This window comes from Enterococcus sp. DIV0294, assembly GCF_050558155.1.
Taxonomy (GTDB): Bacteria; Bacillota; Bacilli; order Lactobacillales; family Enterococcaceae; genus Enterococcus; species Enterococcus faecalis.
In genome coordinates this window covers 2,242,929-2,268,801 of record NZ_CP187889.1, presented here as the reverse complement: position 1 = coordinate 2,268,801, position 25,873 = coordinate 2,242,929, and the positions used below count along the sequence as shown (strand labels likewise).

Sequence of the window (25,873 nt, the reverse complement as noted above, 5' to 3'; positions counted from 1 at the left end):
AAAGGTACCTATGATACAAAAAAGTAGGTACTTATCAAAATTTCAATCTTAGTATATAGTAATTTTTGTTGAAATTCAAATGTTTTTTAGGAGGAAGAGAATGGAAAAGAAAATTTCACCAAATTTAACGCTCTTTGCCTTAGCTATCAATGCTTTCGCAATCGGTTCAACAGAATTTATTAGTGTGGGTTTATTACCAATGATTGTTAAAAGTTTTCATATTAGTCTTTCCCAAGCAGGTTTGACTGTTTCTTTATACGCTTTAGGTGTGACGATTGGAGCGCCGTTATTAACAATTTTGACAGGAAAATGGAATCGTCGCTCATTAATGCTGGGGATTATGCTTCTTTTCATTAGTGGAAATTTAATTGCTGCGTTTGCGCCAACGTTTATTATTTTATTGGTAGGGCGGATACTTTCTGCATTGGCGCATGGTATTTTCATGTCTGTTTCGACTTTCATCGCCGCAGATGTTGTGCCGCCGTCACGTCGAGCTAGCGCTATTGCTATTATGTTTACGGGCTTAACGGTTGCAACAGTGACTGGCGTACCTTTAGGGACGTTTATTGGGCAACAAACAGCTTGGCATATGTCATTTCTTTTTATAGCCAGTATTGGCTTGGTGGGACTGATTGCTAGTTATTTTTTAGTTCCCAAAAATTTACCGATACCAGGGAAGGTTGACTTAAAAGGAATCACGCGGATTTTTACGAACAAACCCCTCGTTTTCTCTTTTCTAATTACTGCTTTTGGTTATGGTGGAACGTTTGCTGCATATACGTACTTGTCACCGTTATTGGAAAATTTAGGCTTTTCAGCCAACTCGGTAGTGATTATTTTAGTTGTTTATGGCGTAATGGTCGCAATTGGCAATACAGTAGGTGGTCACTGGGCAAATAAAAAACCTTTAGATTCGTTAGTAAAAATGTTTAGCTTATTAATTCTGTCCTTAGTCTTTTTATTCATTACTGTTTTAATGGATAACAGTCTTCTAGGCTTATTAGCAAGTTTGATGTTGGGTCTATTTGCCTTTATGAATGTACCTGGTTTACAACTATATGTTGTAGAATTAGCGGAAAAGTATGTTCCAGAAGATATCACTTTGGCCTCAGCTTTTAATATTGCAGCCTTTAATATTGGGATTACCGTCGGCTCAATGACAGGTGGGGTGGTCACAGATCAGTTATCAGTAACATATACATCGATTTTTGGTGGTTTTATCGTGCTAATTGCTGTCTTGTTCGTACTTTATATTCGGAAGCAAGAAGAACAAAAAAACAACTATCTTTAGAAAACTAAAAAAAGCAGCTGGTCACTGAGCCGACCCCCAAAAGTTAGACCTAGAAATCTAACTTTTGGAGGTTTTTTTGTATGGCAAAATACAGTTTTGAATTTAAACTTAAACTTGTTCATGACTACTTATCTGGTCAAGGAGGTCTAAGGTTTCTCGCAAAGAAGTATGGGCTTAAAGATAGTTCTCAAATAAGCAAATGGATAAATGCCTATAAAGAACTTGGTGAAGAAGGCCTACTTCGCAGTCGAAAAAATAAGAATTACTCTGTTCAATTTAAGCTAGATGCGATAGAGTTATATTTAACAACAGAGTTGTCCTATCAAGAAGCAGTTAATCTTCTAAAAATGAACAATCCATCATTGATTGCGAATTGGCTTAGAACGTATCAGAAGTTTGGTATAGAGGGACTCTCTAAACAGAAAGGACGTCCACCTACCATGTCTAAAAAGAAACGAAATGAACCCCAACCACTACCAAGTGAACGATCTCAAGTAGAGAAACTAGAAAAAGAAAATAGAATGTTAAAAATTGAGAATGCCTATTTAAAAGAATTGAGGAGACTGCGTTTAGAGGACGAACAAAAAATGAACGAATCGCACGAATCATTCACAGTCTCCGAAGACACTTTCGATTAAAAGATATTTTGGAAACCCTAAGGTTTCCAAAATCTACTTACATGTACTGGCAAAAACGCCTCGACAGAACAGCTTCAACACAAATCATCGAAGAAGAAATTCAAGCGATTCGTAAAAAACATCAACATTATGGCTATAGAAGGATGACCCAAGAATTGAAACGACGTGGATTTCAAGTGAATAAAAAGAAAGTCCAGCGATTAATACAAAAGTTAAAGTTACAAGTCAAAGCTTTTACTAAGAAATCCAGAAAATATAATTCCTATAAAGGAACCGTTGGTAAAATCGCTAAAAATTTGATTCGTCGCCGATTTAAAACCTCTGTTCCTCATCAAAAAATTACAACTGATACAACTGAATTTAAGTACTTTGAAGCAGATAACGCAGGCATCTTTCGTCAGAAAAAACTATACTTAGATCCATTTATGGATATGTATAATAGTGAAATTCTAAGCTATAGCCTTTCTACTCAACCAAATGGTAAAACAGTTATGGAAGGTCTGAAAGAAGCAATTTCTCAAACAAATGATTGTCCCTATCGGCGCACCTTTCACTCTGATCAAGGCTGGGCTTATCAAATGAATGTCTATATACAAACATTAAAGGACAATAATATCTTTCAAAGTATGTCTCGAAAAGGAACCTGTTTAGATAATTCTCCTATGGAGAATTTCTTCAGTATCCTAAAACAAGAAGTGTACTATGGAAAAATCTATCAAAGTCAAAATGAATTGAGAGAAGCAATTGAGAACTACATTTATTATTACAATCATCACCGAATCAAAGAAAAACTTAACTGGAAAAGCCCAGTAGAATTTCGACAATTCAATCAAAAAACTGCATAAAAATAGAGTGGAAAAATCCACTCTATAAAAAGTCTAACTTTTTGGGGTCACTACACACTATGGAACTGACCAGCTGCTTTTTTTTTAAGCTTTTTTGCGGAAATAATTCCAGCAAGCAATTAAAACAATTACTAATAAGGTTAACAAGAAAATCAGAGAAATGAGGGAGCCCATCGTTGTCCCCTGAGCAAAATTATCTGTGTGGTCTTGAGCGATATTAATAATCGTCGCTACAATGGCCGTCGCAATAGCGCCAGAAAATTGTTGAAGTGTATTAAATAACGTATTGCCGTCGCCAAAATCTTTCTCCTCTAACAAGCTCATACCAGTCGTCATCATATTACTGTATGCAAAACCTAGACCAATCATATAGGTAACATGTCCAGCGACGAATCCTAATAAAACAGGCATCTCTAGTAAAATTGTTAAAGCTAGCCAACCGATTGTCGCCAAACTTAAGCCAAATAATATAGGTTTTTTAGCGCCGTATTGATCCAACACTCGTCCAGAAAGTGGTGCCAAAATGGCCCCGACTGTAGCACCTGGCAGCATGACTAGCCCAGCTACAAACGCATTTTTTCCAAGGACGATTTGAACAAAGTTTGGTAAGACAAAGGAAATACCTAACAATAAGAATTGACAAACTAAAAAGCCACATAAAAATAAAACAAAGGCGGGATTTTTTAAAATTGTCAAACGAACTAGTGGCTGTTCAGCGGTTGTTGCTCGTTTATAAAAAATAACAAAGCCAATAACGGCTGCCAGAAGTGAAAGCCAGCCAAACAATGTACCAATTTTACTTAAAAACATCAACAAACCACTAAATAACAGGGCAATACCAATTAAACTAACCAAATCAAGAGTGGTGGTTTTTTTAACAGGTATTTCTGGAATAGCAGATAATCCCATAAACAAAGAAAGCAGTAAAATAGGAATTAAGAATAAAAAGATGGCGTGCCAAGATAGGGAAGATGTTAAGATTCCACCATACGTTGGACCAATGGCTGGAGCAATTGAAGTGGTCAATGTGCCTACCCCCATCATCGTTCCTCGTTTTTCTAGCGGGGTAAAGTTCAAAATAATATGAAACATCAGTGGCAAAGCAATCCCAGTGCTAGCCCCTTGGAAGAGTCGGCCTAATAACAAGATACTGAAAGATGGCGAATAGACATCAATCGCTAAACCAATCAAAAAGAAAAGATTCGCAACAATAAATAAGCGTCTTAATGAATAGGTTTTTAATAAATAATTGGATAAGGGCACCATGATAGAAATAACTAATAAATAAATCGTTGTCACCCACTGCACGGTACCGGTGGAAACACCAAATTCCTTTGTTAATGTCGGAAAGGTTACATTCATTGCTGTTTCAATTAATACGCCAGCAAAAGACATAATTCCTGTCGCTAAAACGGCAGGGAATAATCGTACGTTTTTTTGTTCCATTTAATCACCTCTATAGTTTTCATTTTTTCGTAAAAAAATAGAAGCAGTTTCTATAAGAATAGAAACCGCCTCTCTCTCGACACGCAACTTGCGTGTTATCTGTACGATTTGTTTACATGTTGCATTGTAAACAGTTTTTAGGCAATCGTCAAGCAGAAAATAATTAACGTTGCATGAAGAAACTAATAATTGCAAAAATAGCAATGTGAGCTGGATAGAAAATATAAAAGAAATTCCGCATGCCACGGCCTTTTTCACCATTATAAAGAACAATTGGAATCGCTGCTAAAATCATCATCCATTGGTGGTTCACCCCGAATAGTTCTTGGAAATTATAGCTGGCTGCTGAAATCAACGCAACAACGCCAATTGCTGAAATTTGTAACCACTTTTTGCCATGGAATAAATAAAAAGCCACGGCCAAGAGAACAAATAAAAACCCACCTTCTGTCATCATTAGTGATGGCACAATCAGATTGAAAAGTTGGAAACCAATTAAGATAGCAGGGTTGCTTAATATGTCTGGAGAACTAAAAACAACGAGAGGTAGAGCACTGATTAATAAAGGCACAATAAACCAAAGAAGCCCTTTACCAATTTGTTTTTGTTTAAAATAGTCCATAGACTGCATGTAGACCGTACCTAAAAATAACGTCCCAAAAATATTATTGATAATTAAGCCACCTGTTGAAAAATACGCATTTAAAATGCCGTTCAGAATCCCCATAATCCAGAAGCCTAACAATAACCGGAACATGTATTTTCGCCGATTGCTTGTGTGAATGAAGCCTTCAGAACTTTCAAATAAGAAAATAGGTGCAGCAATTCGTCCAATCCATCCGAACCAACCAGGTACGCCTAAAAAACTAAAAAATTGCAATAGATGGTCAAAGACCATTGAAATAACCCCAATGACTTTCAAATGAAAGCCAGTTAATGTTTTACCCATAGTATAAACGCCTCTCTTTCATAAAGAACAATATAACAAAGTTCAGAAAAACCAACCATTTATTTGCCTAACAGTTATCTTACAAAATTGTTTGATTTCTTCAGCTTTTGATGAAAGAAAAAAGTGCCAAGACTAGTTTTTATAGTTATTCTATGCTATAGTAAAAGTACATTTTAATAAAAAACATTTGGGGTGCTGTTATGGCTGAGATGATACCCATTGAACCTGATGCAGTTAGTACTGTCGCAGGGAAATGCCGATTTACTTTGATTTTTCACGCACTCATTCTGTCCTAGGATGAGTGTGTTTTCTTTTATCAGGGTTTATTTAAGTCACTCCTTTTGCTTTTTGTTAAGAGAAAGGAGTTTTTTTATTGAAAAAATGGTCATTGCAACAAGTCGTCTTACTCGCTTTTTTAGCCTTTTTGTTTGGCGGTGTTTTTATGGGGGCAGGGTTCCTCTATGCGTTATTGAATGCTGCGCTGTTACCATTAGGACTGAGTCCATTTGCCAATGAGCTTTTATTTGGAATGTGGACCATGGTGGCACCAATTGCAGCGATGCTGATTCCACGAGCGGGAAGTGCTGTTTTGGCGGAAGTTTTAGCCGCTTTGGCAGAAATGCTTTATGGTTCGTATTTCGGACCTAGTGTATTAATTTCTGGTGTGATTCAAGGCCTAGGTAGTGAAAGTGGCTTTTTTGTGACACGCTACAAACGGTACGATACACTAACGTTATTTTATAGTGCGATTGGGACGACTATTTTTAGTTATGTGTATGAATACTTTAAGTTTGGTTATGGCAATTACGGTCTGGGGATGAACATTGCTTTAATTAGCGTTCGGTTCGTTTCTATTTGTTTCTTTGGTATTTTCTTAACGAAAGTTATTTTACGAATGTATCAGTCTGCGCAAGGGTTAGCTGTGAATGCAAAATGAATAGTATCCAATTAAAAGCTGTGTCCTTTTCACGAGAACAACCCTTGTTTGAAAAGACAAATTTAGCAATTCCTCAAGGAACGTTTTCCTTATTAATTGGCGATAGTGGTAGTGGAAAATCAACGCTCTTACGATTGATTGCCGGATTTGCTCCGCTTGATTACCAAGGAGAAATTTTGATTGAAGGAATGGAACGCCGACAATTATCAACTCGTGAAAAGGCGCAAAAAATTGGCATGCTGTTTCAAAACCCCAGTCAACAATTTACAATGAAAACCTTGGAACGAGAACTGATTTTTGCTTTAGAAAATTTAGGAATCCCGCCTGAAGAAATGAACCGAAAAATCCAAACAGCGCTTCAACTTGTACAGACTCAAACCTTATTCACACGAGAATTAGCGACGTTATCTGGTGGTGAAAAACAAAAAGCGGCGTTGACAGTTCTGCTAGCAATGAACCCAGATATTCTTTTATTAGATGAACCTTTTGCAAGTATTGATCCAACCTCTCGAAAACAATTTATTCAAATATTAGCAAGACTCCATCAAGCAGGCAAAACGATTTTGGTGTGCGACCACGATTTCAACGATTACGCTGATGTTGTGGACCAAGTCGTCACGTTGAAAAACGGCCAGTTTGAAAAGCAACCGTTGACGTTTATCAAAACAAAACCGCAGACATTTCAGCTTACAACTTCTGTGGTAAAACAACCAATGCTCCAATTGAAAAATTTTCGTTTGTCTCAGGGAAAACGAGTGCTACTTGAAGAAAAAGAAGCGCTTTTTTTTAAAGGAATTACCACGTTGACGGGGCCAAATGGGGCGGGGAAATCCACCTTATTAAAAGCCATCGTTCAGAGACAAAAATATCAAGGAAAAATGTTCTTGGCAGGCCGCCGCTTGCGGGCTTCAAAAAAATTGTATCAACACATGACATTAGCGGTGCAACAAGCCAATCGTCAGTTTGTCACGTTGACTTTACGAGAAGAGCTTTTGTTTGGTCAGAACATGACAGCAGAAAAAAGAAGAAAACAAGAGGAAGCCTTAACTTTTTTAGGTTTAAAAGAAAAACTAGAGCACAGTGTTTTTCAACTAAGTGAAGGGCAAAAAAAGATGGTGCAATTAATTAGTTTGCTGAGCTTAGATTTGGACTGTTTACTTTTAGATGAACCTTTTGCTGGATTAGATGAGCGAGCATGCAATTATTTTGTTGAATGGATCAAAGAAAAAAGTGCGCAACAAGATTTTCTAATCGTCACGCATCGGCTAGAACCTCTCTCTGGCGTGAGCAATTACCGAATAGAATTGCTGCAGCAACAACTGATTATCTGGCAGGAGGGAACCACATGCAAATAAAGCAAACAAATGCAGCAATTTATGCTTCTTTGATTCTTATTTTGACCTTTGAATTATCTTTTTCTCAGTCAATTTTGGCAAATTTGGCGGTTTTTATGGGTTGTATCATTTTTTTAATAGGCCAGCGAAAATCCCGCTTACTGCTTTGGTTATTTTTCTTGCCACTTTTACCAGCAATCGGGACGTTTTGGTCTATTTATTTGCATGGTACGAGTAGTCAACAAGCCTGGCTTTTGTTTAGTCGAACGTATGCCTTTGCCGGTTTAGGACTAGCTTTTGCTGTAGGCGTTGATTTTGAAGAATTATTGTTGTTATTGGAACAAAAGGGGCTAGCACCAAACTTTGTTTATGGAATTTTAGTGGTGGTTCACGCCTTACCGGAAGTGAAAAGAGAAATTAATGATTTAAAAGAAGCAAGCCTACTCCGTGGCAAAACGTTTCATTTTTGGTCGCCGATGCTTTATGTTAAAACACTGCTCGTCGCTGTTTCTTGGCGAGATAAATATACTGAAGCAATGTCTGCCCATGGCTATGAAGAAGGAGCCACCAGAAGTCGAAAAGAGCATTTTGTGTCAGCAAAAGTCAGTCTGGGGCTTGCTATTTTGATCATCATTTTTACAAATTTGTTTATTTTTCTAACGTAAAGGAGAAACCTATGACATTTACAGAACAAGCCAAAGATCAAGCGCAAGCTTCTTGGCAAGGGAGTTTTCAGCATCCTTTTATCACAGAATTACATGAAGGAACCTTGAGTCCAACGATTTTTCGCTACTATTTAATTCAAGATCATTACTATTTAAAACACTTTAGTCAACTTTATCGCTTGATTGCGGCACAAACGCAACAACCTCGATTGAAAAAATTACTCTTAACAAATGCGGAAAATCTCGCGTTGGGCGAATTAGCTATTCGTGAAACTTTTTTTGAAGAACTAGCAATTACGGAAGAAGAAGTTGCAGCGACACCGATTGCACCAACCGCTTATCACTATGTTTCTCATATGTATCGCCAACTTATTGAAGGAACGCCTAAGACGGCCGCAGCAAGTATGTTGCCTTGTTCTTGGCTCTATCAAGAAATTGGTGCACAGTTAGTCAAACAACACTCACCAGAGCCACTGTACCAACGTTGGATTGAAACCTATGCTGGGGAGGAAGCGTACCAACACGTCCAAGAGGAACGCCAACTGTTAGACCAATTATATGAAGAAAGTTCACCACAAGAACAAGCAGCTATGATCACCGCTTTTGTTATCAGCAGTGAGATGGAATACGCTTTTTGGGAAATGGCCTATACACACGAAACCTGGATTGGTTAATACAAAAGCAAGTCGTTTAGTGCTCGTAACTAACGACTTGTTTTTGTATTAGAAAGCAGTAATTGTCAGTTGCTTTTTTGACAGGTCGTGATAAGATATTCAGTGACGCAAAATCTGTTGTAACTCGCTCAGTAATAACAGAAACGCCTTGCTAAGAAAGGACTGTAGAAGCCTCATGAATTATCCAGAACCGATTGCAAAATTGATTGAAAGTTATATGAAATTACCAGGAATTGGTCAAAAAACAGCGACACGGCTTGCTTTTTATACAATTGATATGAAAGAAGAAGATGCTAATGCTTTTGCAAAAGCGCTAATTAGTGTCAAGAGAGATCTCCATTTCTGTAGTATTTGCGGAAATATTACTGAAGAAGATCCTTGTGAAATTTGCCAAGATAAAAATCGTGACCGTAGTATTATTTTAGTAGTGGAAGAACCAAAAGACGTTATGGCAATGGAAAAAATGCGTGAATATCAAGGCTTGTATCACGTACTCCACGGGGTGCTTTCACCGATGGAAGGAACAGGACCAGAAGATATTAATATTGCCTCTTTGATCAAACGATTGCACGATGATGAAGTGAAAGAGGTCATTATAGCAACAAACGCTACCACTGAAGGAGAAGCGACGGCGATGTATTTATCACGGCTCATTAAACCAGCTGGAATCACCGTTACTCGTTTGGCACACGGCTTGTCTGTCGGCAGCGATATTGAATATGCAGACGAAATAACCTTGCTAAAAGCAGTCGAAGGACGTCGAGAAATTTAAAAGAAACATCGTTGGAAAAAGAAGTTGAAATCGAAGTAGGTCGTTTCTGTGAGAAAATGTCGCAGTTCAAGCTTTTCCGTACTTCTTTTTCAGTTTCTTTTTTTCAGCGGATGCATCACTTTAAATTGGACATAAGGATTTCAATTAGACTGATAGAGCAAGATGAAGTATAATAGATACAAGTAAAAATTGATTGGAGTTTTCGCACGTGCAGGGTATTTTTATCACATTTGAAGGTCCAGATGGCGCTGGCAAAACCAGTGTTTTGAAGGAAGTTTCTGAAAGATTAGCTAAAGAGTCAAAACGAAAAATTGTCACCACAAGAGAACCAGGCGGCATACCGATTGCCGAAAAGATTCGAACAGTTATTTTAGATCCAAGAAATGACAGAATGGATGAGCGAACAGAAGCTTTACTTTACGCAGCTGCTCGTCGTCAACATTTAGTGGAAAAAATCTTGCCAGCTTTGGAAGCGGGTCATTTAGTCCTATGTGATCGTTTTGTTGACAGCTCATTAGCCTACCAAGGCGCTGGGCGTAGAATTGGGATTGCACCCATTGCTTCAATTAATGCGTTTGCGACAGAAGGTGTCTCACCAGATTTTACAATTTATTTAGACGTTGACTCAGATACTGGCTTACGGCGGATTCAAGAAAATCGAACACAGCAAATTGATCGCTTAGATTCAGAAGGATTAGAATTTCATCAACGTGTTCGTCATGAATATTTGAAATTAGCAGAAGAAAATCCACAACGTATCAAAAAGATTGATGCACGGATGAGTTTAGAACTTGTCGTAGAAGCAACGTATCAGGCGATTATTGAACGTTATCCAGAAAACTTTTAATTATAGGAAGGTGTAGACCATGAAGATTATTTTAGCCATTGTACAAGACAAAGATAGTAACCGATTAGCCAACGAATTTATTGATGCCAATATTCGTGCTACAAAATTATCCTCAACAGGTGGATTCTTAAAAGCGGGAAATAGCACATTTATTATTGGGATTGATGATGAACGTGTCGACGAAACATTAGCTTTAATTAAAGAAACATGTCAATCAAGAAAACAATATGTTTCAACACCTGTGACTTTAGATATCACAATGGATGGCCAAATTCCTTATCCTGTGGAAGTTGAAGTAGGCGGCGCTACTTGCTTCGTCTTACCAGTTGAAGGATTCCATCAATATTAAGATGAATGAAGCACAACAGCTACAGCAAATGCAACCTTTGCTGTACAAGCAACTACAAAAAAGTTTTGAGCATGGTCGTCTTGCCCATGCTTATCTTTTTGAAGGAGATACAGGAACTGGAAAACAAGAATTTGGCTTATGGATGGCGAAACATGTCTTTTGTACGAATTTAGTAAATCAACAGCCTTGTAACGAATGCCATAATTGTGTGCGGATTAATGAAAATGAACATCCAGATGTTTTAAGAATTGCGCCAGATGGGCAAACCATCAAAGTGAACCAAATCCGTGAATTAAAAGCGGAGTTTTCTAAAAGTGGGGTCGAGACTGCTAAAAAAGTTTTCTTAATTCAAGAAGCAGATAAAATGAGTACCGGCGCAGCCAATAGTCTCTTAAAATTTTTAGAAGAACCAGAAGGACAAATTTTAGCTATTTTAGAAACCACTTCGCTTTCTCGAATTTTACCAACGATTCAATCACGATGCCAAACCTTACATTTTCAACCATTAGTCAAAAAAACATTAATTGATCGCTTAATCAAACAGGGGATTGGTGAAAAGACTGCAACCCTTTTAGCTGAGCTGACAAATAGTTTTGAGAAAGCAGTTGAAATCTCTCAAGATGAATGGTTTAATGAAGCTAGGGAAATCATTTTGCAATGGTTTAATTATCTAAAAAGTAATGATTTACAGGCATTTATCTACGTTCAGAAGAAAATGGTCAAAGTATTTAAGGAAAAAGAACAACAAGCGCTTAGCTTTGACTTGCTCATGGTTTATTACCGTCAATTATTGGAAGAAAGTGTTGCGACACAGCAAGCCAAAAAAGTAACGGAAGAGCAGGCGGAACGGTTGGCGCTAATTTTGAAAGCACGCCAAAAATGGACTGCCAATGTTAGTTGGCAAAATGTTTGTGAACAATTAGTTATCCAAATGATTCACCCTAAATCATAAAGGAAAAAAGTGCCAAGTGGCATTCAGTTTCATAATATAGTAGGAACTTAGTTGTTTCAGCAAGTTCCTTAACCGATTGAAGCGACGTTCACTTGAACTAGATTAGGAGGAATAAAATGGTAGAAGTAGTAGGAGTTCGCTTCCGTGAAGCCGGTCATATCTATTATTTTGCTCCTGGAAAATCTGAGTATATTTATAATGAGAAAGTACTCGTTGAATCTCAACAGTCAAAACAATTAGCTACTGTTGCTATTCCTAAAAAAACAGTCGATTCAGACGATTTACCAGAGGACCTAAAACCCATTTTAAATAAAGCAACAGCCAATGATTTAGAAAAAGAACAAAAAAATTTGGCTGATGCAGAAGCTGCCAAAAGCATTGCCAATGAAAAAATTCGAGCTCATGACTTAAAAATGAAATTAGTGCGAGTAGAATATACCTTCGATCGTAGCAAAATGATTTTTTACTTTACGGCAGATGGGCGAATTGATTTTCGTGAATTAGTCAAAGACTTAGCGGCTATTTTCCGGACGCGAATTGAGTTACGTCAAATTGGTGTCCGAGATGAAGCGAAAATATTAGGTGGCATTGGCCCTTGTGGCAGACAACTGTGTTGCTCAACATTTCTAGGAGATTTTATGCCAGTTTCAATCAAAATGGCTAAAGATCAAGGGTTATCTTTAAATCCTGTCAAAATTTCGGGATTATGTGGCCGCTTAATGTGTTGTTTGAAATACGAAAACGACGAATATGAAGCCGCTAAAAAAGAATTACCAGATTATGGAAAAGAAGTAATAACACCAGATGGCAAAGGCAAAGTCGTCGGGTTGAATCTATTAAGTCGGATTGTCAAAGTTCGTCTGCATGGTCGTGAAATCGCAGCGGATTATGATTACGAAGAAATCAAAGAAGCTACTGCGAAAGTTGCTGCTGAAAAAGGTGATCAAAATGGATAAACGTTCGCTCTATGATGGATTAAATTCGTTGGAAACTGATTTAGACAGTTCAGTGACACAATTAAGAGAAATTAAAGCAGCACTCCATGAGTTGGTAGAAAAAAATACCACGTTGGAAATCGAAAACCAACGCTTACGGGAGCATCTCCAAGAACTGAATAAGTTAGCAGGAAATACAACTGAAACTGAAAAACAAGAGCTATCAAAATCACGTATGAATTTGGAAAAACTTTATGAAGAGGGCTTCCATGTCTGCAATATTTTATATGGTTCAAGACGTGAAAATGATGAAGAATGTGCCTTTTGTCTTGATGTTATTTATGGGGAACGTACGCGTTAAGTCTAGTGGAACACTGCAAATAAAAAGGAAAGGTTTGGTTTGACAGTCAATCGATTGTCAAATCAAACCTTTATCTATTTATAGAACGAAAAAGGAAAATGAGGGATGCGCTATGCAAAAACAGAAAAGTTTTGATAAGCAAACAACAAAAGGAAAATTGTATCTTGTCCCAACACCGATCGGCAATTTAGAAGATATGAGTATTCGTTGTTTAAACATATTGAAAGAAGCAACGGTGATTGCTAGTGAGGACACAAGAAACACACAAAAATTGCTAAATCATTTTGAGATTACAACACCACAAATTAGTTTACACGAACATAATTACAAAGAGCGAATTCCTCAACTGATTACACGATTGCTGAGTGGTGAAACGATTGCCCAAGTTAGCGATGCAGGTATGCCTTCAATTAGTGATCCTGGTCATGAATTGGTTACAGCATGTCTTGAAGAAGAACTGGCAGTGATTGCCTTGCCGGGACCTACGGCAGGAATGACCGCCTTGATTGCCTCGGGTCTTTTACCACAGCCATTTACGTTTTATGGTTTTTTACCAAGAAAGAAAAAAGAACAGAAAGACGTGTTATCAGCATTAAAAGAAGAGCGGCCGACACAGATTTTTTATGAGTCCCCCTATCGGATTGCTAAAACGGTAGCAACGTTTGCTGAAGTCTATGGTCAAGAACGCCCCGCTGTGATTTGTCGAGAATTAACGAAACTTCATGAAGAGTATTTGCGTGGTACCTTAGGAGAACTAACAGAATATTTAGCAGAAAATACGCTAAAAGGCGAGTGTTGTTTATTAGTTAGCGGGTTTACTGGTGAGAAAGAGACAATAGCAGCAATGCCAGCTATTTCCCTCAAGGAACATGTGCAAGTTTTAATGGAGGAAGAGGGACGGAGTTCAAAAGAGGCAATCAAAGAAGTGGCTAAATTGAGAAATGTAAAAAAACAAGAAGTATATAAAGAATATCATTCCATTTAAAAAAGGAGAGAAACATGAGTAATTTATTGCGAGCAGAAGGCGTGTCTTATCAAGTAAATGGTCGTAGCATTCTTTCTGATATTGATTTGTCATTTGAAACAGGCAGCAATACAACAATTGTTGGTCCTTCAGGTAGCGGGAAAAGTACATTTTTAAAAATTTTATCTTCATTATTAAGTCCTACAGAAGGCGAAATTTTTTATCAAGAAGCGCCAATTACTACAATGCCAATCGAAACATACCGCCAAAAGGTTTCTTATTGTTTTCAGCAGCCAACTTTATTTGGTGAAACCGTGTATGATAATTTATTATTTCCATTTACCGTCAGACAAGAAGCGTTTAATCAGGAAAAAGTCGTGGCATTGCTCCAACAAGTGAAATTGCCCGCTGCTTATCTTGAAAAGAAAATAGCCGAACTCTCTGGTGGTGAGCGACAACGGGTTGCTTTGCTACGAAACATTATTTTTGTACCAGATGTTTTATTATTAGACGAAGTTACAACGGGATTAGATGAAGAAAGCAAACAAATTGTCAATCAATTGTTAAACCAATTAAACAAAGAGCAAGGAGTCACGCTGGTTCGTGTCACGCATGATACCGAAGAAATTCAGCAAGCACAGCAAGTGATTCGTATTGTAGCAGGAAAGGTGGCGCCGACAGATGGATTTAGCAGTTAATAATTTATCCTTATTTTTTTCAGCCATGCTAGTAGTGGTCGCATTAATTATTAGTACTAAAGAAAAATTAGGTTTTACCAAAGATATTATTATTAGTGTGATTCGAGCAGTCATTCAATTAGTCGCAGTCGGCTATTTATTAAAATATGTTTTTCAAGTCAATAACCTGATTTTAACGCTCATCATGGTTTTGGTGATTGTTTCCAACGCAGCCTTTAATGCAAAAAAACGCAGCCAGCAATTACAAAAGGGCTTTTTGATTTCTTTCATTGCGATTGGTTGTAGTACAGGAATTACCATTGGTATTTTGATTTTTTCTGGTTCTATTAAATTTATTCCTTCTCAAATCATTCCTATCAGTGGGATGATTGCCAGCAATTCGATGGTGGCAATTGGTTTATGCTATCGCAATTTAGATACTCTTTTTCAAAACCAACGGCAAGCGGTAATGGAGAAACTAGCATTAGGTGCAACTATCAAACTCGCCTCTTTACCAATCATCCAACAAAGTGTGAAAACCGGGATGGCGCCGACGATTGATTCTGCCAAAACTGTCGGAATTGTTAGTTTGCCTGGGATGATGTCAGGCTTAATTTTTGCGGGCGTTGATCCTGTCCATGCGATAAAATATCAGATTATGGTGACTTTTATGTTGCTATCAGCAACAAGTATTGGTTCAGTGATTGCAACTTATCTTGCCTATAAAGGCTACTATAATCAACAAAAACAATTGGTTGTTTAATTAAAAAGCTGGAAATCTGTGTTTATAACTTCACGGATTTTCAGCTTTTTCTGGTTGAAATAAAGAAGTTTCAATTTGAAAAAGAACGGACGTTCGTATATAATGGAGGGAGGAGGCGAATCAAAATGATGAGCGAATTACGTTTTCCCTTAAAAAAAGATACGTCGAGAAAAATTATACATATAGATATGGACGCGTTTTTTGCTTCAGTTGAAGAACGAGATCATCCAGAGCTAGTAGGACATCCGTTAGTTATTGCGCGCCATCCAAGTGATACTGGGGGCAAAGGAGTGGTGACCACAGCGAATTATATTGCTCGACAGTACGGTATTCACTCGGCTATGAGTGCTCAAAAGGCGTATGAACTATGTCCAAGTGCCATTTTTAAGCCAGGTAATTATCAGAAATATAGTGAAATTTCTCAAGAAATCCGTGAAATTTTTCGCCGCTACACAGATGTGATTGAACCAGTATCTATTGACGAAGCGTATTTAGATGTAACTGAAAATAAGGTCAACAGTAAGTCGGCTATTAAAATTGCGAAAATGATTCAATATGATATTTGGCATGAATTGCAGTTAACTTGCTCGGCAGGTGTTAGTTACAATAAGTTTTTAGCCAAGTTAGCATCAGATTTCCAGAAACCAAAGGGCCTGACGGTTGTCTTACCAGAAGAGGCCGAAGATTTTTTGAAAGCATTACCGATTGAAGATTTCCACGGAATCGGGAAAAAAACAGTGCCCAAAATGCATGAACTAGGGATTTTTACTGGAGCAGATTTATACAAGCAAGATGAGATGACGTTGATTCGGTTATTCGGTAAAATGGGTTATTCATTGTATCGTAAAGTCCGCGGTATCCATGATGCGCCAGTTCAAGTGACTAGAGATCGTAAGTCGGTAGGGAAAGAACATACTTACGGCACCCCTTTAACGACGGAAGAGCAGGTTACGGCTCAATTGAGACAATTAGCAGCAGGGGTTGAGCGTGCGTTGCAACGAGTGCAAAAGCATGGCAAAACAGTAGTCCTGAAAGTTCGTTATACTGACTATACGACGATTACGAAACGTGTGACATTACCTGAATATATTTCTAAAAAAGAAGAACTTTTCTATCAAGCGAATTTAATTTGGGAAGATATTTTAGGTTTAGAACAAGGGATCCGTTTATTAGGCATTACTTTAACGAATTTAGATCCACTAGCGTATGAAAACATTGTTTTACCTTTATGGGAAAAAAGTTAGCCCTTTAGACACATCCTCAAGAGATGGCTAAAGGGCTAACTTTTTTAAATTGATTTTTTGATTTGTTCATAAGACGTTTCGGCGTCATGACATTTTTCCCAAATAACAGCTTTGCCAGCAGCAAGTGATTTGGGTACATCAATAATCCGTTGATTACTACTGCCACGAAATTGTAAATTTAAATTACGTTTTGCCAGTTCAAAACGCCCATCGACTAAAATGTCAATTGAATGGAGTAGTTCAAGCTTATCAGGCGTTTCTAAAAGTAGTTCTTCAAAGGTATACCCAGACCAAGACCAGATATCTTTGGCTGAGCCAAATGTTTCCCGCACACGTTTGACTACACTAAGACAAACATCTGTATTCAGAAAGGGTTCACCACCCAAAAGAGTCAAACCTTGGACATAGTCATGGGACAAATCTTCAATAATTTGATTCATTAAAGATTCTGTAAACGGCGTACCGTAATTGAAATTTTGGACAGCTTTGTTAAAACAACCTTCACAAGCAAAGAGACAGCCACTCACATATAAACTATTGCGTACACCTTCGCCATCAACAAAGTTGAACGCTTTGTAATCGGCAATCTTTTTTTGGCTGTAGTCTTCGGTTTTCCATTCTTGTGGTTTCGGATTACGCATCAGCAAAACTTCTTTCTATAGAATAATCGAGTTTAATTTTTTAAATGTTTCACACGAGAGGAAATTTCTTTGTGACGACCATGTACCATTGGGCGAGCTTGCGGGTTACCTAAATAACCACAAGTCCGTTTAACGACATCACAAGTCTTAGGATCATGATTGCCACATTCTGGACATTCAAAGCCACGTTCAGTTGGATGGAAGTCCCCTTCAAAACCACAGGCATAACAATGATCAATTGGCGTATTGGTTCCTAAATAGCCAACTTTGTCATAAGCGTAATCCCAGACAGCTTCAAGTGCTTTGGGATTTTGCTGTAACATGGGGTATTCACAGTAGTGGATAAAACCACCAGAACAGTATTTTGGATAATCCTTTTCAAAATCAAGTTTTTCAAAAGGCGTTGGATTTTTGCGTACATCATAATGGAAACTATTTGTGTAATATTCTTTATCTGTAATATTTTCGACGATGCCAAATTTTTCAGTATCTAAACGGCAAAAACGGTCAGTCAAGCTTTCGCTCGGTGTAGAGTAGACACTAAAATGATAGCCGTATTCGTTGCCCCAGTTGTCGGCATTTTTTTTCAGTTCTTTTAAAATATCCAGTGTAAAGTTTTTGGCCTCTTGATTGTCCTCCCAAGCACCGCCGTAAAAGGCAGAAGCCACTTCATACAAGCCAATATAGCCAAGTGAAACCGTGGCACGTTTGTTTTTAAACAGTTCATCTACGGCATCCTGTGTAGCTAAACGTTTTCCAAATGCACCATACATGTATAAAATCGGTGCATTCGCTGGTTTAGCTTCTTTAACACGTTCAACCCGATAAACCAAAGCATCTTTAACGATCGCTAAACGTTCATTTAAAATTTGCCAGAACTTTTCTTGGCTTCCTTGCGCTTCTAAAGCGATTCTTGGTAAGTTCAAGGTCACAACGCCTAAATTCATTCGGCCAACATTTACTTCTTCACCTTGTTCGTCTTTCCAGCCTTGTAAAAAGGAACGACAGCCCATTGGTACCTTAAAACTACCTGTTAGTTCAACGATTTTATCATAGTTTAAAACATCAGGATACATGCGTTTCGTTGCGCATTCCAGTGCCAGTTGTTTAATATCGTAGTTTGGATCAGTAGGTTGCGCATTGACGCCGCGTTTAATTGTGAAAATCAGTTTTGGGAAAATAGCTGTTCGTTTTTCAATCCCTAAACCATTAATTCGGATTTGTAAAATCGCCCGTTGAATTTCTCGCTCAAACCAGTTGGTACCTAAACCAAATCCCAGAGAAGTAAAAGGGGTTTGTCCATTGGAAGTAAATAAAGTATTAATTTCATACTCAAGACTTTGCATGGCATCAAAAATATCTTTTTTCGTTTTCTTCCGAGCGAATGCTTTTTGGCGTTCTTCTCCTTCAATCCATTCTTGCGCATCTGCTAAATGTTTTTCATAATTACGTTCCGCAAAAGGCGCTAATAATTCATCAATCCGATCGGCAGAGCAACCACCATATTGACTGGAAGCTACATTGGCAATAATTTGAGAAATTTGTGCAGTGGCCGTTTGAATTGATTTTGGTGATTCGACATCAGCGTTCCCAATTTTAAAGCCATTGTTTAGCATGCCTTTAAAATCAATTAAACAGCAGTTTGTCATGGGCGTATATGGATGATAATCTAAATCGTGGTAATGAATGTCGCCTTTTTGATGGGCATTAGCTACGTGTGAAGGCAACATCTTTAAACCAATTGATTTTCCAACAATCCCAGCGGTTAGATCACGTTGCGTATTAAAAACGTCACTGTCTTTGTTGGCATTTTCGTTCACGACAGTCTGATCTTTATTAATTAATTTGCCGATAGATACATTAATATCAGTCGCTTTACTACGCTCAAAATCACGTTGGGTTCTGTAATGAATGTATTCTTCGGCTAAGGCATATTCGTTGTTGGATAGCAGAGTATGTTCCACAATATTTTGAATTTCATAAATTTTTACGTTATTGGTAAAACGTTCGGCAATTTCTCGATTGACATCGGCAACAATCGATTGGACTTTTTGATGTGTCAAAGGAGTGACTTGGTCATGTATTTTTTGTTCAGCTTTGATCAAAGCATCGTATATTTTTTGATCATCGAAAGTCACTAAACGACCATCCCGTTTGACGACTTTAATTGTTGAGAGATTAACATCCTCGGCTTTTTCATCAGTAATCTTCATCATTTTATCCAGCTCCTTATATCTCGTTAGTAACTATCCTAATACAAAGGTCGGCTAAATTCAATCGATATATTGCGTATTTTTAGTAAAATATCACTAGACAAACACTATATATTGTGCTTGCGCTGTTTTGAAAAAATATGAAAACAAATGAAGAAAAGGATTGAGCAAATTTTTTTGCGTGAAAAAAATTCTTTGTCCAAATTAAAAAACAGCAAAGATTTTTTTGCCAAATTGCTAAAAGCAACACTAAAAAATAACAATTATTAAATAATAATTGTTTGCGGATTTATTCACGAAATGCCAATTATTCTTTGACTACCGAACGATATTGTAAGATAAAACGATGTTCATTCAGATTTTTTCTTGGTAAAATAAGAGTAATAACAAAACGTTGGAGCGAGAAAAATGAAAAAAATTGTAGAAGTAAACCATGTCAGCAAGACATATGGTCGTTTAAATAATAAAACAGAAGTATTAGATAATATTTCGTTTACCGTTGACGAAGGCGAATTTGTGGGGATTATGGGTCCCAGCGGTGCTGGGAAATCGACACTGTTGAATGTCTTATCCTCGATTATTTTGCCAACCGCAGGAATCGTGCGCATCGCCGGACAAGATATTTTAAAAATGCGAGATAATCAATTAAGTGATTTTCGAAGAAACGAAATGGGGTTTATTTTTCAATCGTTTAACCTAATTGATACGTTAAATGTGAAGGACAATATTCTGTTGCCTTTAGCTGTAGAAAAAGTTTCATTAGAAGAAATGGATAAACGTTTGTTACATGTGACTTCGATTTTGGGGATTCAGGAGCTTTTATCTGCTTATCCACCAGAGATATCTGTGGGACAAAAACAACGGGTAGCAGCTGCTCGTGCTTTGATTACGAACCCTAAAATTATTTTTGCAGATGAACCAACTGGCTCACTGGATTCAAAATCAGCAACAGAATTGTTGAAATATTTAGCTGAAATTAATCTACATGATGATGCCACAATTTTGATGGTGACACATGACCCGTACACGGCCAGTTTTTGCAATCGCATCTTGTTCATTAAAGACGGTGCGATTTTCTCAGAAGTTGTTCGTCAAGGATCACGTAAGGAATTTTTTAATCGTGTGATAGATATGCAAGCAACGATTGGTGGAGGCGGGCGCGCAAATGATTTTTAAACTATCATTAAAAAATTTAAAAGCTCATGTACCTAATTATCTGGTTTATTATATTAGTATGACTTTTGCAGCGGTCGTTTATTATTGTTTCCGTGCGATTGCTTACAACCAGCCTCTTGTCGCAGGTGCAGGCCGTGATATCGAAATTAAGCGATCTTTAGGACTCGGTAGTACCTTAGTCACCATTATTATTTTGGGCTTTATGTTGGCAGCAAATCGTTTTTTTATAGGAAAACGTAGCCAAGAAATTGGCTTGTATCGATTAATTGGCTTGAGAAAGAGCCAAGTTTCACTAATTTTTTTAGTGGAAAATTTAGTTTTAGGCTTTGTTTCACTAATTAATGGGATTATTTTAGGAGTGATTTTCACCAAGTTGTTTTCAATGATTTTAGCCAAAGTTATGTTTTTAGAAGTCCCCAGTTTCTTCTATATTTCTTGGCGTTCCGTTATTGAAACCGGTGTAGCTTTTGCATTTATGATTTTGATTGTCTGCTTAAGAAGTATTTGTATGATTTATCGTTATCCATTGTCGCAGCTTATGCACCAAGAAAAAATTGGTCAAATTAATTATAGTCGTTTAACGAAACGGCGACAGTTTCTAGGTATTTTAGGACCTATTTGTTTACTGGCTGGTTATTTTATTGCATTTGATTTTCGGAATTTAGCGACAGGTATTGTGTATAAACAATTAAATGATTCATTGGATATCTCGATTCCGATGATTATTACATTGACGCCTTTTATCATTTTGGGTCTATGTGTGGTGGGAACTTATTTATTTTTCCGTTATACCATGTATTTTATCATTCGCTTATTTAATCATAGAAAAAAATGGTATTACCAAGATTTACGTATGATTACTTTAGGCAATGCCAAACGCTACTTATTTAAAAGTAGCAAAACACTCACTGGTTTGACCTTATTAATTGCGACAGCCTTGAGTGGGATCGGCGTGATGGTTTTTGTGTATACGATTAGTATGCACACGGTCAACAGTGATGGCCCCGTGGACTTTTTAGTTTCACAGGAAAGCTATCCTAAATTGAAGAAAGTTCTCGATGAAGCGAAGGACACCAAAATAAAAAATGAAGTGACACTTTCTTATAAAATTACTGGAATTGAACGAAGTTTGCGAATTGGTCAAGCGCAAGAGGAACAAGAAACGATTGAAGCAGTTAATGTTTTATCCTTCTCAAATTACCGCAACTATCAAAAAATTAATCCTTATTTAAACGATTTACATTTAAAAAATGACCAAAGTGTTATCTACATGGATAGCTTTACCAATATTTTAAGTGGTATGTCTCGTTATGAATCGAAACTGCAATTTGTTGAAGGGGAGAAGGCACAATTACAACAAGTGCTGCCTAACTATCTAGGTAATTTTTTATTGCAATATTCCTTACCAACGATTGTCGTTTCCGATGCCCTTTATCAGAAAGTGACAAAAAATTCCATTCAGTATCAGATTAACGCCGTAAATGTTGACACGAAAAGCCGTGAAAAACTTTATGAAGCCGTAAATAAACAGATTGCCACAGAATGGCAAGCGCCAATTTTGTATAAGTATGAAAAAAATAACCAGCAGTTGAGTGGTTTTGCCAAACAAATGCCTAACGAAGAGGTAAAGAATACGCAAGATGATGTCACAGAAACTTGGCGGCTAAATATGAATGATCGCTACGCCTCTTTACGCTATGAACGAAAAATTAACGGCTTGACTTTATATGTCTCCATGTTTGTGGCAATTTTAGCGTTGTTTATTACGGGCAGTATTTTGATGTTACGACAACTCTTTTCAGCTGTAAGTGAGCGTCAAGATTACGTGACTTTAAAACGGATGGGTGTTTCTAGTAAAGCGATAACTAAGCAAATTTATCGACAGAATAGTTTGATTTTCTTTCCGCCGATGGTCATTGGGATTTTGCATACTACCTTTGCCATTTATTTGCTAAGCCAATTTATTAAGAGTCCAGGATATTTGTTAGTATATCTTTCTTGTGGAATCTTAATAATTGTTTATCTAATTTTTTATATTTTAACGTCTGCCATTTATGCGCGGATGATTCGACACATCCATTTTTAAAAAACTGTAAAAGCCGTTGTGAAGCGGTTTTTACAGTTTCTTTATGCGAAAAAATTATGAGAGTTCCGTTTATGAAAATCATGAAAATTTAAGAAGTGACGAAATTGTTAGTTTTTTTATTAAATTGTAAGAAATTTCAATGGACTTTGCTGAAATATAGCATAAAATAATGGATAGCGATTAACCTTAGGAGGTGAATGATAATGAAAACAACTTTTCAGAAAATTCTCAATAACGAAAGTCTTAAATTCATCGGTAAAACGTTATTTTATTCTTTCATTGTCATTGCATTAATTTATCTTTATCATTACAAGAATATCAATGGAGGAACCTTCATTTATAACGAGTTTTAAGGAGGCGGCTATACATGGAAAAAGTAATTAATATGATTCAAACGATTGATGAATGGGCACGTAAAGAACCCCAACGTCCTGTTTATTTAACCGAAGAAAAAGTCTCTACGTATGGAGAGTTAAAAGAAAAGTCAGACAATCTAGCCGCTTATTTAGCTGAGCTGAAAACGGACAAGTCAGCGATTGTCGTATACGGAGAATTAGATTTTGAAATGATTGTGAGTTTTCTAGGCGCATCGAAAGCTGGTTTTAGCTATATCCCCATTGATGCACATACACCAAAAGAACGCATTGAACTAATTCTAAACGTAGCCAAACCAACCGCAGTGATTGCTGTGCATGAATGGCCTGAATTAGCCACCGAAGTGCCAGTAATTACGGCGGAAGAATTAACGGAAATGATGATGCATGCACCCCGGCATGCGCCTGCGTTAATACCTGTCACAGGAGCAAGTAATTACTATATCATTTTCACTTCAGGGACAACTGGCGTACCAAAGGGTGTGCAAATCAGCCATGATAATTTAGTTAGCTTTACGAATTGGTTGTTGCAAGATTTTGGTTTAGAAGAAGGGGCCCGCTTTTTAGCACAGGCACCTTATTCGTTTGATTTATCGGTGATGTCTATTTATCCCGCATTGGCGTTAGGCGGCTCATTAACTCCGTTACCCAATGAAATCATTAACGATTTTAAACAATTATTTACGCGTTTGCCACAATTAACAATCGACGTCTGGGTTTCAACACCGTCCTTTATTGAATTGTGTCTAATGGAACCAAGCTTCGATGGTGAACATCTACCAGCACTGTGCACGTTTTTATTCTGTGGAGAAGAATTACCAAAACAAACGGCTGAGAAATTAGCCGCTCGTTTCCCAACTGCGCATATTTATAATACGTATGGGCCGACAGAAGCGACTGTAGCGATTAGTGCCATTGAAATCACTCAAGAAGTTTTAAAAAGTGTCCAACGTTTACCAATTGGGTATGTGAAAGAGGATACGCAAATTTATATTATGGAAGGCATGTCAAAATTACCTGCAGGTGAAATTGGTGAAATCGTCATTGCTGGACCAAGTGTTTCCAAAGGCTATCTAAATAATCCTGCGAAAACAGCTGAAGCTTTTTTCCAATTAGATGGCGTATCAGCTTATCGCACAGGCGATGCTGGAAAGTTAGTCGATAACCTATTGCAGTATGAGGGACGCTTAGATTTTCAAATTAAATTGCATGGCTACCGCATTGAGTTAGAAGAAGTAGATCATCACTTAACGAATGTTTCCTACGTGAAACAAGCAGTCGTTGTGCCGAAATATCAAGGAAATAAAGTCCAACAATTAATTGCCTATGTCGTTCCGCAAGCACATGAATTTTCAAGTGATTTTCAATTAACTAAGGCAATTAAACAAGAATTAGCCACGTTGACAATGGACTATATGATTCCGCAAAAATTTGTATATGTTGAACAATTACCTTTGACAAGTAATGGCAAAATTGATCGGAAAGGGTTGATGAATGAGGTGAATGCCACATGATGAATTTTCCTCATATGATTCCCTATAATGCACCGTATTACTTTGTTCTGCTAATTGCGGCCTTGTTGCCGATGATTTTAACTTTAGCCATTAAAGGGACACGTTGGCCTTGGTATCAAACGCTCGTGACACTGGTCTTTCTATATATCAGTTTTGGTGGCGAATTTTGGCAACAAGGAGTCGCTCTGATTGTATATGTTATTTATCAGACGTTACTAACGTGGGGCTATGCGGCTTATCGAAAAAATAAAAATGCAGGTTGGGTCTTTTATCTGGCTGTCTTTTTAGCTATATTACCGCTTGTTTGGGTGAAAGTTTCTCCCTTCATGACAGGCAAAACAACCTTACTTGGCTTTTTAGGGATTTCTTATTTAACCTTTAAAGCGGTCCAAGTGGTCATGGATTTACGGGATGGCGTAATGAAAGAATATCATCCGTTTCGTTACATTCAGTTTCTCTTGTTTTTCCCGACTATTTCTTCAGGACCTATCGATCGTTATCGGCGCTTTGAAAAAGATTTGAAAAACCCGCCGAGTGCGGAGAAATATTTAGACTTTTTAGAAAAAGGAATTTTTTATTTATTTTTAGGATTTTTATATAAGTTTATTATCAGTCATTATCTTGGTGGTGTCTTTTTACCACATGTGGAAAAAATGGCCTTGGCACAAGGTGGTTTATCTTGGTGGACAGTCGGCTATATGTATAATTACAGTTTGTATCTATTCTTTGATTTCGCAGGCTATAGTTTACTGGCCGTTGGCACAAGTTATTTAATGGGCTATGATACACCAATGAACTTTAACAAACCGTTCCTAAGTTGGAATATTAAAGAATTCTGGAATCGTTGGCACATGACCTTATCTTTTTGGTTCCGTGATTACATTTACATGCGCTTAATGTTTTTCTTAATGAAAAAGAAAGTCTTTAAAAGTCGGATTGTGACTTCTAATATTGGTTACTTTGCGTTGTTCTTAATCATGGGCATTTGGCATGGATTAACGTGGTTCTACATCGCTTATGGGCTCTACCATGCAACACTAATTTGTGTAACAGATGCTTGGCTACGTTTTAAGAAAAAACATAAAGACAAGATACCATCAAACAAATTTACACATGCATTTGCAGTCTTTTTAACTTTCCAAGCGGTTTGTGTCAGCTTCCTGATTTTCTCAGGATTTTTAGACAAACTATGGTTTAAATAAACAAAAATAAAAATATAAAGGGGC

General features: G+C 37.3%; 26 protein-coding genes and 1 riboswitch. Of the genes, 22 read left to right on the top strand and 4 right to left on the bottom strand.

The genetic code is table 11. From position 1 onward, the window contains the following. Window positions 1-100 precede the first annotated feature (100 nt). The 3 genes from IGJ20_RS11010 (at window position 101) to IGJ20_RS11000 (ending at window position 2,774) form a co-directional block, all read left to right on the top strand. Complete coding sequence (locus tag IGJ20_RS11010) at window positions 101-1,291, top strand: MFS transporter (RefSeq protein WP_430605217.1); 1,191 nt, start codon at window positions 101-103, stop codon at window positions 1,289-1,291. An 80-nt stretch (window positions 1,292-1,371) separates the two neighbouring features. Further along, window positions 1,372-1,929 carry a helix-turn-helix domain-containing protein gene (locus tag IGJ20_RS11005; RefSeq protein ID WP_233701273.1) on the top strand — a complete coding sequence of 186 codons (558 nt, stop codon included), beginning with the start codon at window positions 1,372-1,374 and terminating at the stop codon, window positions 1,927-1,929. Next, the gene (locus IGJ20_RS11000) at window positions 1,845-2,774 is read left to right on the top strand and encodes an IS3 family transposase (protein ID WP_104856821.1); all 930 of its coding nucleotides are present in this window, start codon (window positions 1,845-1,847) and stop codon (window positions 2,772-2,774) included. Before IGJ20_RS11005 ends, IGJ20_RS11000 begins: the two co-directional genes overlap by 85 nt. 84 nt (window positions 2,775-2,858) lie before the next feature. On the opposite strand, the gene IGJ20_RS10995 is transcribed toward IGJ20_RS11000, so the two are convergent. Together IGJ20_RS10995 and IGJ20_RS10990 are read right to left on the bottom strand one after the other, a co-directional pair. Beyond that, window positions 2,859-4,220, bottom strand: a complete 1,362-nt coding sequence (locus tag IGJ20_RS10995; RefSeq protein WP_126254685.1) for an MFS transporter — start codon at window positions 4,218-4,220, stop codon at window positions 2,859-2,861. Between the two features lie 163 nt (window positions 4,221-4,383). Then, complete coding sequence (locus IGJ20_RS10990) at window positions 4,384-5,169, bottom strand: TraX family protein (protein WP_002362333.1); 786 nt, start codon at window positions 5,167-5,169, stop codon at window positions 4,384-4,386. Between the two features lie 178 nt (window positions 5,170-5,347). Next, a riboswitch (TPP riboswitch) is annotated at window positions 5,348-5,438 on the top strand. 104 nt (window positions 5,439-5,542) lie between these two features. On the opposite strand from IGJ20_RS10990, the gene IGJ20_RS10985 reads away from it, so the two are divergent. The 14 genes from IGJ20_RS10985 (at window position 5,543) to dinB (ending at window position 16,643) form a co-directional block, all read left to right on the top strand. After that, window positions 5,543-6,106 (top strand): ECF transporter S component, encoded by a 564-nt coding sequence (locus IGJ20_RS10985; protein WP_126254684.1) that lies wholly within the window; start codon window positions 5,543-5,545, stop codon window positions 6,104-6,106. After that, window positions 6,103-7,461, top strand: coding sequence for an ABC transporter ATP-binding protein (locus tag IGJ20_RS10980; protein ID WP_126254683.1), 1,359 nt, complete (start codon window positions 6,103-6,105; stop codon window positions 7,459-7,461). Before IGJ20_RS10985 ends, IGJ20_RS10980 begins: the two co-directional genes overlap by 4 nt. Further along, entirely contained in the window at window positions 7,452-8,105 is a 654-nt protein-coding gene (locus tag IGJ20_RS10975; RefSeq protein ID WP_002359432.1) for a CbiQ family ECF transporter T component, read from the top strand. Before IGJ20_RS10980 ends, IGJ20_RS10975 begins: the two co-directional genes overlap by 10 nt. 11 nt (window positions 8,106-8,116) lie before the next feature. Then, complete coding sequence (gene tenA / locus IGJ20_RS10970) at window positions 8,117-8,779, top strand: thiaminase II (protein ID WP_002379778.1); 663 nt, start codon at window positions 8,117-8,119, stop codon at window positions 8,777-8,779. A gap of 175 nt (window positions 8,780-8,954) precedes the next feature. After that, window positions 8,955-9,551, top strand: a complete 597-nt coding sequence (gene recR / locus IGJ20_RS10965; protein WP_002356363.1) for a recombination mediator RecR — start codon at window positions 8,955-8,957, stop codon at window positions 9,549-9,551. A 208-nt stretch (window positions 9,552-9,759) separates the two neighbouring features. Then, on the top strand, window positions 9,760-10,398 hold the full coding sequence (gene tmk, locus IGJ20_RS10960; RefSeq protein WP_002356366.1) for a dTMP kinase: 639 nt from the start codon (window positions 9,760-9,762) through the stop codon (window positions 10,396-10,398). A gap of 19 nt (window positions 10,399-10,417) precedes the next feature. Continuing rightward, window positions 10,418-10,747, top strand: a complete 330-nt coding sequence (locus IGJ20_RS10955) for a cyclic-di-AMP receptor (protein ID WP_002356367.1) — start codon at window positions 10,418-10,420, stop codon at window positions 10,745-10,747. A 1-nt stretch (window position 10,748) separates the two neighbouring features. Next, window positions 10,749-11,699, top strand: a complete 951-nt coding sequence (gene holB, locus IGJ20_RS10950) for a DNA polymerase III subunit delta' (protein ID WP_002384059.1) — start codon at window positions 10,749-10,751, stop codon at window positions 11,697-11,699. Window positions 11,700-11,815: 116 nt separating this feature from the next. Next, window positions 11,816-12,655, top strand: coding sequence for a PSP1 domain-containing protein (locus IGJ20_RS10945; RefSeq protein WP_002356371.1), 840 nt, complete (start codon window positions 11,816-11,818; stop codon window positions 12,653-12,655). Then, window positions 12,648-12,995, top strand: coding sequence for a DNA replication initiation control protein YabA (locus IGJ20_RS10940; RefSeq protein WP_002356372.1), 348 nt, complete (start codon window positions 12,648-12,650; stop codon window positions 12,993-12,995). The genes IGJ20_RS10945 and IGJ20_RS10940 overlap by 8 nt, the downstream gene beginning before the upstream one ends. Window positions 12,996-13,107: 112 nt before the next feature. Beyond that, entirely contained in the window at window positions 13,108-13,980 is an 873-nt protein-coding gene (gene rsmI, locus IGJ20_RS10935; RefSeq protein WP_002356373.1) for a 16S rRNA (cytidine(1402)-2'-O)-methyltransferase, read from the top strand. Between the two features lie 14 nt (window positions 13,981-13,994). Beyond that, the gene (locus IGJ20_RS10930) at window positions 13,995-14,657 is read left to right on the top strand and encodes an ABC transporter ATP-binding protein (protein ID WP_002356375.1); all 663 of its coding nucleotides are present in this window, start codon (window positions 13,995-13,997) and stop codon (window positions 14,655-14,657) included. Further along, window positions 14,641-15,399 carry an ABC transporter permease gene (locus IGJ20_RS10925; RefSeq protein ID WP_002356377.1) on the top strand — a complete coding sequence of 253 codons (759 nt, stop codon included), beginning with the start codon at window positions 14,641-14,643 and terminating at the stop codon, window positions 15,397-15,399. The genes IGJ20_RS10930 and IGJ20_RS10925 overlap by 17 nt, the downstream gene beginning before the upstream one ends. Window positions 15,400-15,527: 128 nt before the next feature. Beyond that, entirely contained in the window at window positions 15,528-16,643 is a 1,116-nt protein-coding gene (gene dinB / locus IGJ20_RS10920; protein ID WP_023894966.1) for a DNA polymerase IV, read from the top strand. A 44-nt stretch (window positions 16,644-16,687) separates the two neighbouring features. Here the strand turns inward: dinB and nrdG are convergent, their stop codons facing one another. Both nrdG and nrdD read right to left on the bottom strand, forming a co-directional pair. Continuing rightward, complete coding sequence (gene nrdG, locus IGJ20_RS10915) at window positions 16,688-17,284, bottom strand: anaerobic ribonucleoside-triphosphate reductase activating protein (protein WP_002356379.1); 597 nt, start codon at window positions 17,282-17,284, stop codon at window positions 16,688-16,690. A gap of 32 nt (window positions 17,285-17,316) precedes the next feature. Further along, entirely contained in the window at window positions 17,317-19,500 is a 2,184-nt protein-coding gene (gene nrdD / locus IGJ20_RS10910) for an anaerobic ribonucleoside-triphosphate reductase (RefSeq protein WP_002385686.1), read from the bottom strand. A 405-nt stretch (window positions 19,501-19,905) separates the two neighbouring features. Here nrdD and IGJ20_RS10905 point away from each other — a divergent pair, with 405 nt between their 5' ends. The 5 genes from IGJ20_RS10905 (at window position 19,906) to dltB (ending at window position 25,849) form a co-directional block, all read left to right on the top strand. Next, a complete protein-coding gene (locus IGJ20_RS10905) occupies window positions 19,906-20,673 on the top strand; it encodes an ABC transporter ATP-binding protein (RefSeq protein WP_002356382.1) in 768 nt (255 codons plus the stop codon). Beyond that, the gene (locus IGJ20_RS10900; protein WP_126254682.1) at window positions 20,663-22,759 is read left to right on the top strand and encodes an ABC transporter permease; all 2,097 of its coding nucleotides are present in this window, start codon (window positions 20,663-20,665) and stop codon (window positions 22,757-22,759) included. The genes IGJ20_RS10905 and IGJ20_RS10900 overlap by 11 nt, the downstream gene beginning before the upstream one ends. Window positions 22,760-22,962: 203 nt before the next feature. Beyond that, window positions 22,963-23,112: a teichoic acid D-Ala incorporation-associated protein DltX gene (locus IGJ20_RS10895; RefSeq protein ID WP_002356384.1), complete on the top strand. Its 150-nt coding sequence runs from the start codon at window positions 22,963-22,965 to the stop codon at window positions 23,110-23,112. Window positions 23,113-23,126: 14 nt separating this feature from the next. Beyond that, complete coding sequence (gene dltA, locus IGJ20_RS10890) at window positions 23,127-24,647, top strand: D-alanine--poly(phosphoribitol) ligase subunit DltA (protein ID WP_126254681.1); 1,521 nt, start codon at window positions 23,127-23,129, stop codon at window positions 24,645-24,647. Continuing rightward, on the top strand, window positions 24,644-25,849 hold the full coding sequence (gene dltB, locus IGJ20_RS10885) for a D-alanyl-lipoteichoic acid biosynthesis protein DltB (RefSeq protein ID WP_002382500.1): 1,206 nt from the start codon (window positions 24,644-24,646) through the stop codon (window positions 25,847-25,849). The genes dltA and dltB overlap by 4 nt, the downstream gene beginning before the upstream one ends. Window positions 25,850-25,873: the final 24 nt, after the last annotated feature.